The 18094-nt window shown below is 38.3% G+C and carries 16 protein-coding genes and 1 pseudogene; 9 read left to right on the forward strand and 8 right to left on the reverse strand.

Features of this window, described 5'->3' with window-relative positions; all coding sequences use genetic code 11:
• Positions 1 to 53: 53 nt before the first annotated feature.
• The 5 genes and pseudogenes from H6F39_RS02005 to H6F39_RS02025 form a co-directional block, all read right to left on the reverse strand.
• Positions 54 to 422 (reverse strand): annotated as a pseudogene (locus H6F39_RS02005) (aspartyl protease).
• Entirely contained in the window at positions 419 to 736 is a 318-nt protein-coding gene (locus tag H6F39_RS02010) for a hypothetical protein (RefSeq protein WP_190396115.1), read from the reverse strand. Before H6F39_RS02010 ends, H6F39_RS02005 begins: the two are co-directional and overlap by 4 nt.
• A 244-nt stretch (positions 737 to 980) precedes the next feature.
• Positions 981 to 1622, reverse strand: a complete 642-nt coding sequence (locus tag H6F39_RS02015; protein WP_137906666.1) for a hypothetical protein — start codon at positions 1620 to 1622, stop codon at positions 981 to 983.
• Between the two features lie 443 nt (positions 1623 to 2065).
• Positions 2066 to 3964, reverse strand: coding sequence for a molecular chaperone DnaK (dnaK, locus tag H6F39_RS02020; protein WP_190396116.1), 1899 nt, complete (start codon positions 3962 to 3964; stop codon positions 2066 to 2068).
• A 469-nt stretch (positions 3965 to 4433) separates the two neighbouring features.
• On the reverse strand, positions 4434 to 5306 hold the full coding sequence (locus tag H6F39_RS02025) for a phosphodiester glycosidase family protein (protein ID WP_190371115.1): 873 nt from the start codon (positions 5304 to 5306) through the stop codon (positions 4434 to 4436).
• A gap of 65 nt (positions 5307 to 5371) precedes the next feature.
• On the opposite strand from H6F39_RS02025, the gene H6F39_RS02030 reads away from it, so the two are divergent.
• The 3 genes from H6F39_RS02030 (at position 5372) to H6F39_RS02040 (ending at position 8662) form a co-directional block, all read left to right on the forward strand.
• Entirely contained in the window at positions 5372 to 5956 is a 585-nt protein-coding gene (locus H6F39_RS02030; protein WP_137906663.1) for an rRNA large subunit pseudouridine synthase E, read from the forward strand.
• A 198-nt stretch (positions 5957 to 6154) separates the two neighbouring features.
• Positions 6155 to 7354 carry a serine/threonine phosphatase gene (locus tag H6F39_RS02035; protein ID WP_190396117.1) on the forward strand — a complete coding sequence of 400 codons (1200 nt, stop codon included), beginning with the start codon at positions 6155 to 6157 and terminating at the stop codon, positions 7352 to 7354.
• A 51-nt stretch (positions 7355 to 7405) separates the two neighbouring features.
• Entirely contained in the window at positions 7406 to 8662 is a 1257-nt protein-coding gene (locus H6F39_RS02040) for a protein kinase (protein ID WP_190396118.1), read from the forward strand.
• Here the strand turns inward: H6F39_RS02040 and H6F39_RS02045 are convergent.
• A complete protein-coding gene (locus H6F39_RS02045; RefSeq protein ID WP_190371111.1) occupies positions 8648 to 9265 on the reverse strand; it encodes a Uma2 family endonuclease in 618 nt (205 codons plus the stop codon). The genes H6F39_RS02040 and H6F39_RS02045 overlap by 15 nt on opposite strands.
• A 205-nt stretch (positions 9266 to 9470) precedes the next feature.
• A complete protein-coding gene (locus tag H6F39_RS02050; protein WP_137906659.1) occupies positions 9471 to 9689 on the reverse strand; it encodes a DUF4327 family protein in 219 nt (72 codons plus the stop codon).
• A 658-nt stretch (positions 9690 to 10347) separates the two neighbouring features.
• Between H6F39_RS02050 and H6F39_RS02055 the strand changes: the two genes are divergently transcribed.
• From H6F39_RS02055 to def, 3 genes are all read left to right on the forward strand, one after another.
• Positions 10348 to 11607 (forward strand): HhoA/HhoB/HtrA family serine endopeptidase, encoded by a 1260-nt coding sequence (locus tag H6F39_RS02055; protein ID WP_370539356.1) that lies wholly within the window; start codon positions 10348 to 10350, stop codon positions 11605 to 11607.
• A 626-nt stretch (positions 11608 to 12233) separates the two neighbouring features.
• Entirely contained in the window at positions 12234 to 12383 is a 150-nt protein-coding gene (locus H6F39_RS20555) for a hypothetical protein (protein ID WP_242028594.1), read from the forward strand.
• Between the two features lie 411 nt (positions 12384 to 12794).
• Positions 12795 to 13328, forward strand: coding sequence for a peptide deformylase (def, locus tag H6F39_RS02065; protein ID WP_190396119.1), 534 nt, complete (start codon positions 12795 to 12797; stop codon positions 13326 to 13328).
• Between the two features lie 186 nt (positions 13329 to 13514).
• Here the strand turns inward: def and H6F39_RS02070 are convergent, their stop codons facing one another.
• Entirely contained in the window at positions 13515 to 14420 is a 906-nt protein-coding gene (locus tag H6F39_RS02070; protein WP_190371110.1) for a CoB--CoM heterodisulfide reductase iron-sulfur subunit B family protein, read from the reverse strand.
• 212 nt (positions 14421 to 14632) lie between these two features.
• Here H6F39_RS02070 and acpP point away from each other — a divergent pair, with 212 nt between their 5' ends.
• The 3 genes from acpP (at position 14633) to H6F39_RS02085 (ending at position 17903) form a co-directional block, all read left to right on the forward strand.
• Positions 14633 to 14887 carry an acyl carrier protein gene (acpP, locus tag H6F39_RS02075; protein ID WP_137906654.1) on the forward strand — a complete coding sequence of 85 codons (255 nt, stop codon included), beginning with the start codon at positions 14633 to 14635 and terminating at the stop codon, positions 14885 to 14887.
• Positions 14888 to 15151: 264 nt separating this feature from the next.
• Complete coding sequence (fabF, locus tag H6F39_RS02080; RefSeq protein WP_190396120.1) at positions 15152 to 16411, forward strand: beta-ketoacyl-ACP synthase II; 1260 nt, start codon at positions 15152 to 15154, stop codon at positions 16409 to 16411.
• 274 nt (positions 16412 to 16685) lie between these two features.
• Positions 16686 to 17903: an RNA-guided endonuclease TnpB family protein gene (locus tag H6F39_RS02085; RefSeq protein ID WP_190396121.1), complete on the forward strand. Its 1218-nt coding sequence runs from the start codon at positions 16686 to 16688 to the stop codon at positions 17901 to 17903.
• The last annotated feature ends 191 nt before the right edge of the window (positions 17904 to 18094 follow it).

Consider the following 18094-nt stretch of genomic DNA (forward strand, 5'->3'; position numbering starts at 1 on the left):
CAGTTTTTGGATCTTATGTTTTTTTGGAACATTCTTAATAAGAAATTGTTTAATTAAATCAAATTTAAATTTACCCTATCTTCACCATAATTAGCAACTAAAACAAACAACTTCAACCATCGAGAACCCAGTAAAATTTACTGAATTTCATCTCCAGCAAATACAGGAATTTCCCACTCTTGACCATCTATTATTACCCTACCATGATAAACATCAAAATCAGTTTCTCCTTGAGCAGTTCTTAATTTATTTTGTCTTAAAAAAGGCCAATCAAGACTTTGTACATCTTGTTTATTCATGGCTAAATATTCAGTAAATCCTGTGTCTAACATTGTTTCTACAGGAAAACTGAAATTATCCCCACCAATTAAATCAATTTCCAAATAAATTTGACTTTTATCTCCAAATCTACCCTCAATCATATTCTGCCACTAACTCCCGTTTCATTAATGCCATAAATATGATGAATGACATGAGGGTACTTTTCTCTAGCCATTTTACTAGCTACCTCTTGATCCTGATCAATAAAATAATCCCCGCTATCAGGTTCAATAGCAATATACCAACCATAGTATTTATCAAGTATTTCCGGTTTTAACCGCTCAAAAATTACCCAACAACGATCAGAAAAAGCCTGTCTTCTGGCTTTTCTGTGAGCTTTTTGCTCTTGGGTCCACTGAATTTCGGGAAATACTCGACCACGACGGACAACCCTTTGCGGTGTAGATTCTGTCATGATTAATCACCTGATTAAAGTGTATTGTCTATTTTAACCTAAAAAACGACTATTAAAAATCATCGAGGCTTTTGCTTGCACCTCACATTTCGCAGATGTGACTCAGATTATTGATATTTTTGACAAATTCCAGCCAGAAAAATTTTATTTACCTAATTTTTCTGCTTGAGTTTAACTTGATCTGCCAAAAAATTTTGTCTGTGAGATGTAAGGATTTTTTTGTCAGAATCAGGATGTCCAGGATTTAAGGATTTACAGGATTGTTATTTATGAATTGTTTGTGAGTTGATAATATTATTGCACTGATTAAAATTCCTAAAATCTTTTTCACATCCTTGATATAATATTCGGTTAAATCAATAGAAATAGTTTTATCTTCTAACTTCAAAAACTGCCAAATAGTACCGATAGTTACAGCACCATAAACAATCTTAATCGCATTTTGTTTTTGTTGATTAAACAATTGAGCAGCCAGCATTTCAGCTATACATTGAGCTAAACCTAATTTCAAGTTTTCATTTTTACTTTCTACCAATGTAATTATAGGTGCGCGAATAAAAAGCTGTTCTTTAGAAAGACTAATTAGGAAATCACAAAAACCATTTAAACCTTGTTGATTATCAACATTAAAATCTACTCCCGAAAATAAACTGATTTCATTATTTAAGTTTCTTCTTACTTCAAGTAAAATTGGACTAATTATCATCTCAGAACGGGCTTTTTCAGTATTAATTGAAACGGCTAAATCAACATTTTCCTTGAGGATTGTTGTTAGTAAATTACTAGGTTCTTCCTCTGGTACATCTGCAAATAATCCTGATACTTCATTTAATGTCAATTCAAATTTTTGGATAATTTCACTTAATTTAAAATCACTGTAAGCCATCTTTATCTACCTTGTTACTTTTAATAATTAGTTGGGAGAAAAAGTTTATTTTGACAATTGATTACTTCTCAGGTAGAAAAAGCCTGTCTTCTGGCTTTTCTGTGAGCTTTTTGTTCTTGGGTCTACTGAATTTCGGGAAATACTCGACCACGACGGACAACCCTTTGCGGTGTAGATTTTGTCATGATTAATCACTTGATTAAAGTGTGTCATTTATTTTAACCTAAAAAACGCCAATAAAGAAGATGTAGGGGTTGACATTTGCTTTTAAATTTGTTATCATGAAATTGATAAGGAAGAACTATCTAAGTATAAATTAATAGTATAAATTAGTATAAATTAATAGTATAAATAAATTTGTTGGCATAAAAAAATACCCACTCAGTTTTACTACTGGTGGGTATTAATTAAGTCAGAGCCGCCTCGCCCTGACCGTGGTAAAACTACTTACTTTCGGTAAAATCAGCATCAATGACATCATCACCAGAGGGAGCAGAACCACCACCGGGGGATTGAGCGCCAGCAGCACCAGCATCACCACCTGCTTGTTGGTAAATATTACTACCAATAGCAAACAGAGCTTGTTGCAGTTCTGGTGTTAATTTCTGGATTTGAGCATCATCTTCCTTGGCTATAGCGTCCCGAACTTCTTTAACTAAACCCTCAACCTTAGTCTTATCAGCAGCGGGGACTTTATCACCCAATTCTTGTAACTGCTTTTCTGCTTGATAAGCTAAAGTATCAGCTTGGTTTTTGCGTTCAATTTTTTCACGGCGCTCCTTATCAGAAGAAGCATTTTTCTCAGCTTCTCTCACCATGCGTTCTACATCATTCTTGTCAAGAGTAGAAGCACCTGTTATACTAATAGATTGTTCCTTACCAGTACCCTTATCCTTAGCCGCAACATTGAGAATACCGTTAGCGTCAATATCAAAAGTAACTTCAATTTGGGGAACACCACGGGGAGCAGGAGGAATACCATCCAAACGGAAAGTACCTAAACTCTTGTTATCATTAGCAAATTCTCTCTCACCTTGGAGAACGTGAATTTCCACATTAGTTTGTCCGTCTACAGCAGTAGAGAACACTTCTGATTTTTTGGTGGGAATTGTAGTGTTACGAGGGATAATCTTAGTCATGACACCGCCCAAGGTTTCCACACCCAAAGACAATGGTGTTACATCTAACAATAAAATACCTGTAACATCACCTGCTAAAACTCCCGCTTGAATAGCAGCACCAACAGCTACCACCTCATCAGGGTTAACGCTTTGGTTAGGATCTTTACCTAAAACCCGCTTAACCACATCCTGAACAGCAGGAATCCGAGTAGAACCACCAACGAGAACAACTTCGTCAATATTGGTTTTATTTAATTTCGCGTCTCTGAGAGCATTTTCCACGGGAATGCGGCAACGGTCAATTAAATCAGAACAGAGTTCTTCAAAAGTGGCGCGAGTCAGAGTTGTATCTAAATGCTTTGGTCCGTCCTGGGTAGCGGTGATAAATGGTAGGTTAATTTCCGCTTGGGTAACGCTAGAAAGTTCGATTTTAGCTTTTTCTGCCGCTTCTGTTAAACGTTGTAAAGCTTGTTTGTCCTTACGGAGGTCAATACCTTCATCTTTTTTGAACTTTTCCGCCAAGAAATCAACAATTTTTTTATCGAAGTCGTCACCACCTAAGTGAGTATCACCAGAGGTTGATAATACCTCAAATACACCATCACCAACTTCCAGAACAGATACGTCAAAAGTACCACCACCCAAGTCAAATACGAGGATAGTTTCATTGCTCTTCTTATCAAAACCATAAGCTAGAGAAGCAGCAGTAGGTTCGTTGATAATCCGTAATACTTCAATACCAGCGATTTTACCAGCGTCCTTGGTGGCTTGACGTTGGGAGTCGTTGAAATAAGCGGGAACGGTAATTACTGCTTGGGTAACAGTTTCCCCCAGGTACTTACTAGCATCTTCCACTAATTTGCGGAGAACCTTGGCGGATATTTCTTCAGGAGCAAATTGTTTACCAGCACCAGGAGAATCTACTTTCACGTTACCACCGCTACCAAGAACCTTATAGGAAACTTCTGTAGCTTCATTAGTGATTTCGTCATAACGACGACCAATAAACCGTTTTACAGAATAAAAAGTATTTTCGGGGTTCATTACCGCTTGACGTTTAGCGATTTGACCGACTAAATTATCACCATTTTTAGCAAAGGCAACTACGGAGGGTGTTGTTCTAAAACCTTCCGCATTAGCGATAACAGTGGGTTTACCACCTTCCATTACTGCCACACAGGAGTTAGTCGTACCTAAATCAATTCCAACTACTTTTGCCATTTTGGTTTTTTACTCCGTATAAAATTACTAAATGAATGAGAGGGAATATAAAAAAAGAGCATCAGAACACTACTGAATTCTTTTTTGATAAAATTGCATTAACTAATTGTCAATGGCAATCAATTGGGTTAGGCTCTGCTGGGAATTAAACCCCAAACTAGGCTTTTATCATATAAACTTAGTGGTAGCCATATGCCTAAGGGTGGTTTACCGAACCGTTAAGGGAACAGTGAATTTTATAAATTATGTCTAGTGATCTCATGAATTAATGTGCGTTCACATTGACTAATGTATGAGAATTAATACTTTCAGGAATTGGGGTGAACCGTAACTTTATAGTCGTATTTGCCGTCAAGCCCTGTGGGGAGCTAAAAATTAAGAATTAAAGAGAGAAAATTATACTCCTTACTGCCTAATAAGAGGGTTGGTAATTATTCCCCCAACCCTTAGCTCCAGCCCCCTGTCTTATTCAGGAAGCAGGTATGGGAGGACGTTCTCCTTTCTGAAATTTCAGCCATGCCTGTTGTAAATCAGCAGGAGCAGGATTAGTGGCATCATAAATGACAATTACATTAGTTAAAGGTCTGCCGGAAGGAACTAAAATAGTATTTTTGGTGGCTAAGGCTCTAGAAGCCCCACCATCTAAATTCATGGCCTCATAACAACCTATGGCTTTCATTGCCTCCGCTTCTTCCTGCAAAGAGAGGGCGATTTCAAAGTTCGCTAAAATAAGCTTTGTACCGTCTTTGGTAAAACCAATGGCTGTTCGAGTGCTATTACCCAACACAGAGAGATCTTTAAAACCTTCAATTCTGGGGTTGAGCCAAATTTCCCCCTGTCGCAATAGTCTCGGTCCACCAGTTAGGGAAAACCAATGTTTATTCCATTCTGGTCTACCGTCTGCTCTGGCTGTGACTATTTCCGGTTTGTTGCCAATTCCTAACCCTAAAGTAGTACCAAAGTTTTCCCAAGGACGGTATTTGAGAAATTTCCCCCCTGCTATCATGTTACCCATAACTGTTTTTTGGGGATTTTTGGCGGAAAATGTGCCGTTGGCTACTACTGTAGCCCCATAACGCAGCACTAATTTATTAAATTCTTCATCACCACTGGTTTTTTGAATTGTGTTAGCAAAGGTGGCATTTTTGGCTAAACCCATTGTGATTAAGTTTTTTGGGTCTGTGAGGTCAACTATGGTCTGATAAAAAGGGATACCATTAATTTGACTTTTGTTGACCTGTACAGCTTGGCCGTAACTGGGTAATGTGATTGTTAATCCCTGTGCTAGGGTTGCTCCACTAAGAAATAAAAAGGATCTACGGCTGATTTTAGTAATTGGCATAATTGATTTTTATTAACTCTGATTTCTTCTTTCTTCTTGTTTCTGACTCCTGACTCCTATATTTTATGAATAATTGCTATATCATTTTTCACAAGCCCTATGGAGTCCTGAGCCAATTTACTCAAGAAAGTCCTCAACATATCACTCTCAAACAGTATATAGATGTTCCCGACGTTTATCCTGTGGGGCGTTTGGACTGGGATAGTGAAGGACTACTGTTGTTAACAAATGATGGACAGTTACAGCATCGTCTCGCTCATCCCCGCTTTGGTCATCAACGTACCTATTGGGCGCAGGTGGAACGCGTTCCTACCTTGGATGCAATTAATCAGTTACAAACTGGAGTGAAAATTCAAGATTATCGCACTGCCCCCGCCCAAGTTAGGTTATTGTTAGAAGAACCATCGGTGACACAACGCATTCCCCCCATTAGATTTCGTAAAAGTGTTCCCACGGCTTGGCTGGAAATGACCCTCACTGAAGGCAAAAACCGCCAAGTTCGTCGTATGACGGCCGCTGTGGGTTTTCCAACTTTGCGATTGATTCGGGTGAGTATTGCTAATATTCAATTACATGATTTAGCACCAGGACAATGGCGAGAACTTACTCCCACAGAATTAACTAGGCTCAATTATGCACCGGAAAAGTAAGTTAATCTACTGTAGTACTCAATACTTTCGCTATTTTTTGATAGGTTGGGTTTTGCCTATAGTTCACGTAGTGAACCTACCTTAACTCAATCTAGGAATCAAGCTTTTGTGAATTTTGCCCTTAGGTAAAATACCAGTATTATCTTATATATAATCAATGCCAATTGATTCCTGAAACAGGAAAATCAAGGAACTTCTATGATGCTGATTTGCCCCCAGTGTACATTTCCCAACTCTGATCATAATAAATTCTGTCAAAATTGTGGCACTTCCCTAACTGATAAAATCCGCATTGATACCCATGATAATGTGGTATTAGATATAAATTATTTTGGTGACGCGGATATACGGTTAAGGGATATTGAGTCTGAGCAGATGCAAACTCTGACACAATTGGAAAATACTTGTTCTCTGTTGTCTATGTCAGAAATATCCACGGATACGGTGGAAGTATCGTCTGGAGAAAACCCGGATTCTTCCCTGACTATCTTGCAATTAGACTTAGACCATGAAACGGAGGACAGAATTGTCAATGATCAGATGACAAATATACCGCTATCCCCTCCGTTAGTTAGTTGGGAATATGCGGCATATACTGATACTGGTCGTCAACGAAATCATAATGAAGACTATTTTGCTATTGATAGCAAAGTTCACAAACAAGAATTACCAGAGGGTGCTAGTCTCACAAAGAGGGGTTTGTATATTCTCTGTGATGGTATGGGTGGTCATGCCGGAGGTGAAGTGGCCAGTAAATTGGCTGTGAATACTATCCGTAAATACTTTCAACAAACCTGGACTAGCGGGGAATTACCTAATCAGGAAAGTATTAAAGAGGCGGTTTATTTAGCTAACCAAGCCATTTACGACCTGAATCAACAACAAGCCCGTTCGGGAATGGGGCGCATGGGTACTACTTTGGTAATGTTGTTACTTCAGGATCAGCAAGCAGCGATCGCTCATGTAGGAGATAGTCGTCTTTATTGCCTAACTCCCAGGGAAGGACTAGTACAACTAACTATAGATCATGAAGTCGGTCAACGGGAAATTTCCAGGGGTGTAGAACCAACTATAGCTTATGGCCGCGCCGATGCCTACCAACTCACCCAGGCTCTTGGTCCGCGTGATCAAAATTACCTCGATCCCGATGTATCTGTTTTTGATATTCATGAGGATATGCTTCTGCTGTTGGTATCAGATGGTTTATCAGATAATGAATGCTTAGAAACTCACTGGCAAACTCATCTTCAACCTTTATTGAGTTATGATAGTGACTTAGAAATGGGTATTCAAAATTTAATTGAGTTGGGCAATGAATATAATGGTCATGATAACATTACGGCTATACTTGTACGAGTAAAAGTCTCCCCATCTCAACCCGCTTTGTCATCAATTTAGTTTTTTGTTAGTTTTTTGTTAGTTTTTTGTTCTGAGGTTTTAGGTTGTATTGTGATTACTTTGACTCTATTAGAAAAAATCACAAAAACACCGCTCCAGCAGTGGCACTTTCAAGATTCTACCGTCATTCGCATTGGTCGAGCGGTAGATAATCACATTGTCTTGAGTGATAATTCTGTTTCTAGATATCATTTAGAACTAAGACATACTACTAATCCCCAGGGATACAATTGGGAAATCATTAGTCAAGGTACTAATGGCACTTTCCTTAATGGTAGTTTAATTACCAAGTCTATACTCACAGATAATTCTCTCCTGCAATTGGCGATAGGTGGACCTTTAATCCAGGTGCAAATTCAGAAATTATCTCCTGTAATTACTCCCCCTTTATCCTCCCTGGCTGGGGAAATTAATCAGGTGATAAAACCTGTATCTTCTGCTTCTCGTTGTACCCATGAAGGAAATGATCCGGGAAATATATTTTGTGTTCATTGTGGCCAACCCATTTTCGTACAAAAGACTATTCGCTATTATCAAGTAATACGCACCTTGGGTAAAGGTGGCATGGGTACTACCTATTTAGCTTGGGATGCTACAGGTCATACTACTAATGTACCACAATTGCTGGTATTAAAACAAATGAATGCTGATATGGCAAAAATTCCCAAAGCACAGGAGTTATTTGAGAGAGAGGCAAGTATTCTTAAATACCTTAACCATGAGGGAGTTCCTAAGTATTATGACTTCTTTGTGGAAGATGGTAAAAAATACCTGGCCATGGAATTAATTCACGGACAAGATCTAGAAAAACGGATTTTGTTAACAGGACCTGTCACACCTCCACAAGCGATCGCCTGGATGGTACAAACTTGTGATATTCTAAATTATCTTCATAGCCAAGAACCGCCACTAATTCACCGGGACATTAAACCAGCTAATTTGATGGTGCGGGGTAGTAATAATAGTATTGTGGTTTTAGATTTTGGGGCTGTCAAGGAAATTGGTACAAAACCAGGGACAAGAATCGGCGCTGAGGGTTATTGCGCTCCTGAACAGGAACGCGGACAACCACTTACCCAATCTGATTTATATGCTATTGGTCCAACGCTAATTTTCTTATTAACTGGGGAAAATCCTTTAAAATTCTATCGTCAACAGGGGCGAAATTTTCGCTTTGATGTTAAAGGTATACCCGCCATTACTAATCAGTTAAGACAGGTCATTGAATGCGTTACCGAACCTTTACCTGCGCGTCGTTATCATACCGCACAAGAGTTAGCTCAGGCATTAAAATCAGTCAGCAGATAGAAGAATTTGGTTAGCGATGAGGTTCAATTTAGGGAAAACTTGTGAAATTATTTGATCATTGTCTCTAAACTGCTTTATTTGATATTCATCACCGATTAAAGAACAAACTGATACAGTCGGCTCTTTTGGTTCACCAACGAATTTAGAAGCGCCAAAAGGTTGATAATCAACAATCCAGTATTCTTTAATTCCCATTTCTTCATAATCACTATATTTTCTATAGTAATCAACTCGCCAATTTGTGCTGACAACTTCAATAAGTAATGGTACGGAATCACTCTGGATAACAGTTGACTCTTTCTCCCATAACGGTTCATTAACTAAGTTAGTGGAATCTATCAACAAAACATCTGGACAATAGACTGATTTCGTTGTTGGTGGTTTAACTAGTGCCTGTTTAGGAATAAAATAAGGCAGATTTAGTCGGTCAAACTCAACTGTCAGTTTTCTGGACAAAAACCCTGTTCTGCTTTCGTGTTTTCCTAATGGTGGGTTCATCTCGATAATTTCCCCATCATGCAGTTCATAAAATCCGCCTTCTGGTTTCCATTTAATAAACTCCTCAAAGGTTACTAATTTGGCTTTCGGTAAGGCTTGAACCATAATTTATCTGCCTTCATCAAGATGGCTGAGTATGTTAGGATACTGAAATGTCTATTTTTATTGTGCTAAATCTATAATAGAATTGTGGCTAATTTCACCCACCATTAAAGCAAGGACAATGGGACGCAAGCCCATTGCTATGCTACAGGTAGGAGTATTTGCGCCTGAATCTATTACAGAGAAATAGCTGGTATACAATAAATGTTTATTCGTCGTCCCATGTTTCTACCGCCAATAAATCGCTAATTGGATCTTGGGTGCTAAATCCAAAGTCTAACAACTCTTGTTTCCAATGTTGCCACTCATCGCCATAGAGTAAGGCAATCTTCCAAATTCTATCATGGGGTTTGATAATATTGGATTCTACCAGTGATTGCACGTTACGTTGCAATTTCACCATGGGGTGAATTACTTGCTGAATCATAACCTCGGTGTATTTCAGATTTTTGTGTGTAAATGCTTGATTAAAACAGCTTTCCGTTAGCAATTATTACCTGTGCGTGGAGCAATTATGGTTGGTGGCATATAGCTAGCTAGTTCTAACTTTTCCAGTGTACCATAACTAATGATAGTAAATTGCTAGAGAATTCGGTTTCGGTTTCGGTTTTGTACGGTAATTACTACCACTAAAGGCCAATTAGGCAAATAGTAGTGACGATTTGCGGTCTACAAGGTTTTTAGTCCTGTGATAGTTATCATAACGCAGTTAGAGAAGATTGACAGGGATTTTTCAAATTTAAATTTTTTTTGGGGATGGATGGGAATTTTTCAAATTTAGTTGTGGAATAAATGTTTTGTGTGAAAGATAGTTAACCATGGTTATCTTTGCGGCTCGATGGCTGCATATTATATTTCGTTCGTTTATTTTATTTTGATTCTTAACATATTACAACATATCTATGGAATAATGGCAAGTGTTTTAGACACAATTATTTTTGGGATTGTACCAAAAGTGCCTTTCCCCGAAGGAATTTGTTGGGGTGCGACCCCCTTGCTTAGTAGCGTCCACAAAGTCAGGGACGAATTATGATAATCTGATAAACTTAGCTACAATTTACCTTCAATATTTTTTGAAAAGAAAGATGATGAGAATCAATAATCATAAATCAGCTAAAAATATTAATACCAGGTTTTTAGGGCAAAAATTGGCAAATAAAGGTAAAAAATGGATTGCAGCCTGTGGTGTAATCGTTTTCATGCTGGGAGGTTGCAACAGTTTGAAGAAAACCACCTCCGTAGAAACCAGTAACGACCAAGGGGAAAAAACCACCGTACCCAAACCAGAAATTGCTCCTCCTCCGATCTTTTCCTCCTCTGGAGATCCTAACTTTGTCGTTAAAGTAGTCCAAAAAACTGGTAATGCTGTAGTTCGCATTGATTCAACTAGAACCGTCACTACTCAAGTTCCTGACGAATTTTCTGATCCCTTTTTTCGCGGCTTTTTTGGTAATGTAATTCCATCACAACCCAGAGCAAGAGTAGAAAGGGGTAGCGGTTCTGGGTTTATAATTAATTCATCTGGACAAATTCTCACTAATTCTCATGTTGTAGACGGTGCTGATTTAGTTACAGTTACTCTTAAAGATGGCCGAACTTTTAAAGGTAAAGTATTAGGAGAGGATGCAGTCACGGATGTGGCGGTTATTCAAATTGATGCGAATAAATTACCCACCTTAGCCTTAGGTAAATCTGACACCTTACAACCAGGAGAAGCTGTGATTGCTATTGGTAATCCTTTGGGTTTAAATAATACTGTCACCTCTGGAATTATCAGCGCTACAGATCGTTCTAGTAGTGATATTGGTGCGAGTGATAAGCGCGTTGACTATCTGCAAACAGACGCAGCAATTAACCCCGGAAACTCCGGTGGACCATTATTAAATGCCCGTGGTGAAGTTATTGGCATGAATACAGCAATTATTCAAGGCGCTCAGGGTTTAGGATTTGCCATTCCTATAAATACAGTCCAAAAAATTGCCGAAGAATTAATTGCTAAAGGTAGAGTTGATCATCCTTATTTGGGAATACAAATGGTAACACTCACACCGGAAGTCAAGGAAAAAATAACTACTAGATTTGGTGATAGAATCAATTTAGCTGCAAATCAAGGAATTTTATTAGTTAAAATTGTTCCCAACTCACCCGCAGCTATTGCTGGACTACGACCAGGAGATGTGATTAAAAGTATTAATAATCAACCAGTTTTGAAAGTTGATGAAGTGCAAAAACTAGTAGAAAATAGTAAAATTGGTATTCCTTTACAAGTGCAAGTAGAGCGTAATAGCAGAACTTTTCAAGTTTTAGTTAAACCCGCACCTTTACCAGTTAATAAAAACAGTTAATATAGCAGTTCCCATGCTCTTGAGGTACAAAGTTTTTTAGTTTTAGGGAACTCTTAACAGTTGACAGTTGACAGTTGACAGTTGACAGTTGACAGTTGACAGTTGACAGTTGACAGTTGACAGTTGACATGACAGTTGACAGGGAACTCTTAACTCTTAACAGGAAAGAGGTTTTGGGCAACTTTACTTTTGGTTACTTATGTCGGTTTTTTTTCGTTCACCTACTTAGTCCGTTCCTTGGGGATATTATAGTAATAGTACATAACTTAATTGCTGTGTTATCCACTCGTCAGCGTCAGGAACACGATATTGATCAAGATGATCAGGAGTTACAGCAGTTCCCGATATTATGAAGTACAGATATTAATAATAAAACTCTTGTGGTGCGGGCATCTTCTTGTGATATTAATTAATAATAATAATATTAATAATAAAACTCTTGTGGTGCGGGCATCTTGCCCGCACAAAGTGTACCTCACTCAAAGCTACTTGCTGTAAATGAAATGTATCAACAACAAAATGTATCAACAACAGTTAGAAGAGATTAAAAAACAAGAACGACAAGAAGGACTTCAGGAAGGAGAAAAACGAGGACTTGATAGAGGGATTATAGAGAAAGACGCGCTATGATTGAAAGTATCTTGCAAGTGCGTTTTGGGGAAGTTGATTCACAGTTAGCAACAATTATCAACTCTCTGATTGCTATGAAGAGAGAAGAATTTACTCCTTTGCTTTTACAATTATCCCGTGAGGAATTATTAGCTAAATTTGTGTAACTGAGTTCCACAAAGCGACAAAGCGAAGCGAACAGTATTCGTATTAGATAGGGGTAAATTCAGCCACAGATACCATATACTTATGCAACCTCAGTTATTAATGGCTTATTTGTTTGGCTGACAGCGGTTAAGTGGTTCTGGTATTACGTTGCTAAACCAAGGAAAATGCAGTTACTTATAAGTGACTGTTAGCCCTAACAAACTTTTCAGCTACCTTACTGATATCTGAATCCACAATTTCCCAATTACACATAGGCAATGTTCTGGGGTGCCTGGAGTGCTTCGTTTAATTCCATAACTCGTGCGAGGTACAAGGGGACGCTATCGGAGGGCGATCGCACATCATCAATGGTATAATCGTCAAAACGGCGATAATGAAATTTGATATGAGAAAAATCTAGAGATTTGAAAATGTTAAAATTAGCGCCAATCATTAAATTAGGTAATCCGATATTACGACAAAAAGCGGCTGCGGTTGAGAATATTCAAGATGAGAAAATTCAAAACCTGATTGATGAATTAATTACCTCAGTTGCTCAAGCTAATGGGGTGGGAATTGCTGCACCACAAATAGCAGCATCATACCGTTTATTTATCGTCGCTTCCCGTCCTAATGCTAGATATCCCCAGGCACCAGAAATGCAGCCGACCGCAATGATCAACCCCCGAATTGTTGCCCATTCTTCCGAAATAGTCAAGGGTTGGGAAGGTTGTTTAAGTGTTCCGGGAATTAGGGGTTTAGTTCCTAGATATCAAACAATTGAAGTTGAATATACAGACCGTTATGGCAATTTCCAAAAACAAGAATTAACGGATTTTATTGCCCGAATTTTTCAACATGAGTATGATCATTTGGAAGGATTAGTATTTTTAGATCGTGTGGAAAATAACCACGATTTAATTAGTGAAGAAGAATATCAGAAATCTGTAATTGGTAATGGGTAATGGGTAATGGGTAATGGGAAGAAAAATATTATTTCCTTCCCAAAATTTATTTACAGCAGTTTCCGATCTTATGAAGTACAGATATTAATAATAAAACTCTTGTGGTGCGGGCATACTTCGACCAATCTCAGTACAAGTCTTGCCCGCACAAAGTGTACCTCACTCAAAGCTACTTGCTGTATTTGATCAGAATCCTAACTTTTCTAAAACCGGTTTTGTAGACACAATATGTCTTTCTAAACCCAATTCTTTAGGACTAACACCTAAAGCTAAAGCAATTAATTGGGGTAAGTGCAAAATTGGTAAACCTAATTTTTGACCAATGACCTTTTCTACTTCCGGTTGACGAGAATCTAAATTCAAATGACACAGAGGACATGGTGTGACAATACAATCAGCCCCATTAGCTACAGCCTCTTGAATATGATTTCCCGCCATTTGGAAAGATTCTGTAGTCGCATAGCTAGACAAAGGCCAACCACAGCATTGAGTCCTGCCACGATAATATACAGGTGTCGCTCCCACAGCCCGAAATACATTTTCCATTGCTTCGGGTTGAAAAGGATCATCATAAGGCATGGATTTTTGAGCGCGGAGCAGATAACAGCCATAAAAAGCTGCACATTTTAATCCACTTAATTTCTTGTTAACACGCCCAGAAATTTCCTCTAAACCATAATCTGTCACCAAAGCATACAAAAGATGTTTAACTTCTGTACTCCCCCGATAAGGAGAACAGCCTTCTTTTTCCAGTAAACCATTAACCTTGTTGAGATAATCGGGATTGGTAGATTGACATTCTTTTAATCGTTCATCAACATGACCAAGAACACCCTGACAAGTGCTACAATGGGTTAGTAAAGGGAGATGCAAAGATTCCGCTAAAGCGATATTTCTAGCGTTAACAGTGTCTTCTAATAATTGCGAATCTTCTTTAAATGTACCAGAACCACAACAAGCGGCTTTTTTCAATTCAATCAGTTCAATACCTAACGCTTTAGTTAGAGATTGGGTGGATAAATACAGTTCTCGACAAGCTCCTTGGGCTACACAACCGGGATAATAAGCGTACTTGAGAGTTTTGGATGGCATAAAAGTATACTTGATTTAGATTTTAGAGGTAATTGGGATTTGTTATGTATTGGTAGTGATTAGTAGTAAGGACTTAAATCCGCTAATCTTCAATTCTCAGTTTTCATGATAGAACCTATACTCAGATTCACTCTTTCCGATAAGATGTATATGGCCAAAAAAACTTTGTTCATTGAGAGCAAATCATAGCAACTTGTTAAGGACTTTTATTTATGAGCCAAGCAGATACTTTTGAAAAAGTAAAAAAAATTATCATTGAGCAACTGAGTGTAGACAAACCGGAGAAGGTTATACCAGAAGCCAGTTTTATTGACGATTTAGGGGCTGATTCCCTAGATACAGTTGAGCTAGTCATGGCCTTGGAAGAAGAGTTTGAGATCGAAATTCCCGATGAAGCGGCTGAAAAAATTACAACTGTTCAGGCCGTGGTAGATTATATCGATAGTCACGTTGCTGCATCTGCTTAGATAAGTGTTAATTCAGTATAGGCGGGTTTAAAGAGATATTTTGCAGGTATACAGATTAACTGGATAAACCCGCCGGTACATGAGTGTTGAGTGTTTAAACTGTAAAAATTCCAGGAAAACCCCAAAAGTCCTCATCCAAAAGTCCTAATATTGAGAAGACAGTATACTCAAAATTTATGGATATTTGACTGGAAACTCAGCACTCTTAATTGTTCAATCTGCTGCTTTTTCGCCATATTTTTTTTCGCCATATTTAATGTAATCATGACAGACTATAAACGTAATCGCGTTGTTGTAACAGGTGTGGGCGCGATTACACCCATTGGAAACACACCCGCCGAATATTGGCAAGGATTATTGAGCGGACGGAATGGTATTGACTATATTACCGCTTTTGATGCTTCTAAACATAGTTGTCGCATTGCTGGTGAAGTCAAAAACTTTGATCCAGAGACTTACTTAGAACGCAAAGAAGCCAAGCGCATGGATCGTTTTTCTCAATTGGGTGTATCGGCGGCTATTCAAGCTGTTGCGGATTCCGGGTTAGTAATTGACGATCTCAACGCTGAACAAATTGGCGTGATCATCGGTTCTGGTATTGGTGGCATTAAAGTATTAGAAGACCAACAAACCATTTACTTAGATCCTAAACGTGGTCCTAGTCGTTGTAGTCCTTTCATGATTCCCATGATGATCGCCAATATGGCAGCGGGATTAACAGCAATTCATACCGGTGCAAAAGGTCCTAATTCCTGTTCTGTAACAGCCTGTGCGGCTGGTTCTAATTCCATTGGTGATGCTTTTCGTCAAATTCAATGGGGATACGCTAAAGCTATGATTTGCGGTGGCTGTGAAGCAGCAGTTACCCCCCTATCAGTGGCAGGATTTGCCTCTGCACGGGCTTTATCTAGTCGCAATGATGATCCAGCCCATGCTTGTCGTCCCTTTGATAGGGATAGGGATGGGTTTGTGATGGGTGAAGGCGCGGGAATTTTAATTCTCGAAGAGTTAGAACACGCCATGAAGCGTGGCGCACGGATTTATGGGGAAATTGTCGGTTATGGGATGACCTGTGATGCGTATCATATCACTGCGCCAGTTCCCGGTGGTTTAGGTGCGGCTAGGGCGATAGAATTAGCTTTAAAAGATGGTGGGATCGCCCCAGAAATGGTAAGTTACATCAATGCCCATGGGACAAGTACACCAGCCAATGATGTCAACGAAACCGCCGCCATTAAGAAAGCTTTAGGAGATCACGCCTATAAAATAGCCGTCAGTTCCACTAAATCCATGACAGGACACCTTTTAGGTGGTTCGGGAGGAATTGAAGCCGTAGCGACAATTTTAGCCATAGCTCATGACAAAATTCCCCCTACCATCAACATCGAAAATCTTGATCCAGAATGTGATTTAGATTATGTCCCCCACACCAGCCGCAGTCAAATAGTCGAGGTAGCCTTATCTAACTCCTTTGGCTTTGGTGGTCATAATGTCAGCCTAGCCTTCAAGAAATTTACTCCTTAAAGATACTTACTAGTCAGGTAATAGGTAATAGGTAAAGTTAATAACCCAATTATCCATTACCAAGACTTGTATTCTTGTATTATTGATCCCCGCATAATTTTGCTCCTAGTTTGCCTTTGAGAAATGATCATAAGGCAAGGGCATTGAAGTAGTAAATCTGGCAGAAGAAGAAACAGAAGATATGATGCAAGATATGATGCAAGATTTTATTTCGATAATAACTAGCTTTTGTGCTAGAATCTACAGAGTGTATTGTTAAGTACCTGGAGTCAGAATGCGATTAGTTGAGCGACATATAATTAAACAGAATCACAAATGGTTTAGAGAAATTGATCAAATGTCTTTTTTCTCAAAAAACCTATTTAACTGTGCTGTTTATTTATGTCGTCAAGCTTTTTTTAATGGACAACCAATACCAACATTCAATCAAATATATCATGCACTCAAGAAGAGTAATGATTATCAGGCCTTACCTAGTAAAGTTGCTCAATTAGTATTCAAACAAGTTGATAAATGCTTTAAGTCTTACCAGGAGGCAAAGAAAGAATATGAGTTAAATCCAGGTAAGTTTTTAGGTGAACCAAAATTACCTAAATATAAACATAAACAAAAAGGGAGAAACGTTTTAAATTTTAATAATCAGGCTTTTTCCCAGAAAGCCTTAAAACAAGGTTTAATTTCACCTTCTGGATTAGCCATAAGCATCAAAACTAAGCTAACACAAATTAAAGAAGTGAGGATTATTCCTAAAAATAATGTCTACATTATTGAGGCAGTTTATGAACAAGAAGAAACCACCCCAGAAGTTAATAATAGAATCGCAGCGATTGATATAGGACTAAACAACCTGGCTGCTGTTAGTAGTAATTGTTTAGATTTTCAACCTTTTATTGTTTGTGGCCAGGCAATTAAATCTTGTAACCAGTTTTACAATAAAGTTAAAGCTAGTCTCCAATCTCAGTTATCTAAAAATCAAAAATCTTCTCGAAAAATAGAAGCATTAACACTCAAACGCAATCACAAAGTGGATTACTACCTCCACACAGCTAGTAGATTTATTATTAATCAGCTAGTTAGTCAAAATATAACGCATTTGATTATAGGTAAAAATGAGAATTGGAAACAGAACATTAACTTAGGGAGTAAAACTAACCAAAACTTTACCAATATTCCTCATGCACGATTTATACAGCAGTTAGAATATAAAGCTAAACTTGTGGGAATCAAGGTACAAATTACTACAGAGAGTTACACATCAAAATGTAGTTTTCTGGATTTTGAACCAATCAAAAAGCATGAGCAATATTTAGGTAAAAGAGTTAAAAGAGGTTTATTTAAGTCCCAGTTTGGTAAACATTATTCAGCAGACTTAAACGGTTCTCTGAACATATTAAGAAAAGTAGTTGGGGACTCTATCTTTGATAGAAACTCAGTAGAGAGGCTTGTAGTTAGTCCTGTAAGGTGTAAGCCTTACCAAGCTAGAAATATTTGACTATATTTTTAGTAACTATGATAGAGACATTCATAGCCGAACTAACAGCCTAGCTAATGCCCAGCTTTGGGAAGGCATGATTAAATTTATCGGCTTATCGGCCTGATTCATCACTAAAAACGTCAAAAATCCCCCTTGTCCATTGATAATTGGGAATGAGATGATGAACAAAGTGGGATCATTTGCTCATG

Source organism: Dolichospermum sp. FACHB-1250 (assembly GCF_014696335.1).
Lineage (GTDB): Bacteria > Cyanobacteriota > Cyanobacteriia > Cyanobacteriales > Nostocaceae > Dolichospermum > Dolichospermum planctonicum.

Bases quoted from the DNA above. Each gene is read 5' to 3' on its own strand.
- H6F39_RS02015 (WP_137906666.1), bottom strand. From the start codon at position 1,622: ATGGCTTACAGTGATTTTAAATTAAGTGAAATTATCCAAAAATTTGAA.
- H6F39_RS02045 (WP_190371111.1), bottom strand. From the start codon at position 9,265: ATGGTTCAAGCCTTACCGAAAGCCAAATTAGTAACCTTTGAGGAGTTT.
- H6F39_RS02035 (WP_190396117.1), top strand. From the start codon at position 6,155: ATGATGCTGATTTGCCCCCAGTGTACATTTCCCAACTCTGATCATAAT.
- dnaK (WP_190396116.1), bottom strand. From the start codon at position 3,964: ATGGCAAAAGTAGTTGGAATTGATTTAGGTACGACTAACTCCTGTGTG.
- H6F39_RS20555 (WP_242028594.1), top strand. From the start codon at position 12,234: ATGATTGAAAGTATCTTGCAAGTGCGTTTTGGGGAAGTTGATTCACAG.
- H6F39_RS02010 (WP_190396115.1), bottom strand. From the start codon at position 736: ATGACAGAATCTACACCGCAAAGGGTTGTCCGTCGTGGTCGAGTATTT.
- fabF (WP_190396120.1), top strand. From the start codon at position 15,152: ATGACAGACTATAAACGTAATCGCGTTGTTGTAACAGGTGTGGGCGCG.
- H6F39_RS02085 (WP_190396121.1), top strand. From the start codon at position 16,686: ATGCGATTAGTTGAGCGACATATAATTAAACAGAATCACAAATGGTTT.
- H6F39_RS02070 (WP_190371110.1), bottom strand. From the start codon at position 14,420: ATGCCATCCAAAACTCTCAAGTACGCTTATTATCCCGGTTGTGTAGCC.
- def (WP_190396119.1), top strand. From the start codon at position 12,795: ATGTTAAAATTAGCGCCAATCATTAAATTAGGTAATCCGATATTACGA.
- H6F39_RS02025 (WP_190371115.1), bottom strand. From the start codon at position 5,306: ATGCCAATTACTAAAATCAGCCGTAGATCCTTTTTATTTCTTAGTGGA.
- H6F39_RS02030 (WP_137906663.1), top strand. From the start codon at position 5,372: ATGAATAATTGCTATATCATTTTTCACAAGCCCTATGGAGTCCTGAGC.
- H6F39_RS02055 (WP_370539356.1), top strand. From the start codon at position 10,348: ATGATGAGAATCAATAATCATAAATCAGCTAAAAATATTAATACCAGG.
- H6F39_RS02050 (WP_137906659.1), bottom strand. From the start codon at position 9,689: ATGATTCAGCAAGTAATTCACCCCATGGTGAAATTGCAACGTAACGTG.
- acpP (WP_137906654.1), top strand. From the start codon at position 14,633: ATGAGCCAAGCAGATACTTTTGAAAAAGTAAAAAAAATTATCATTGAG.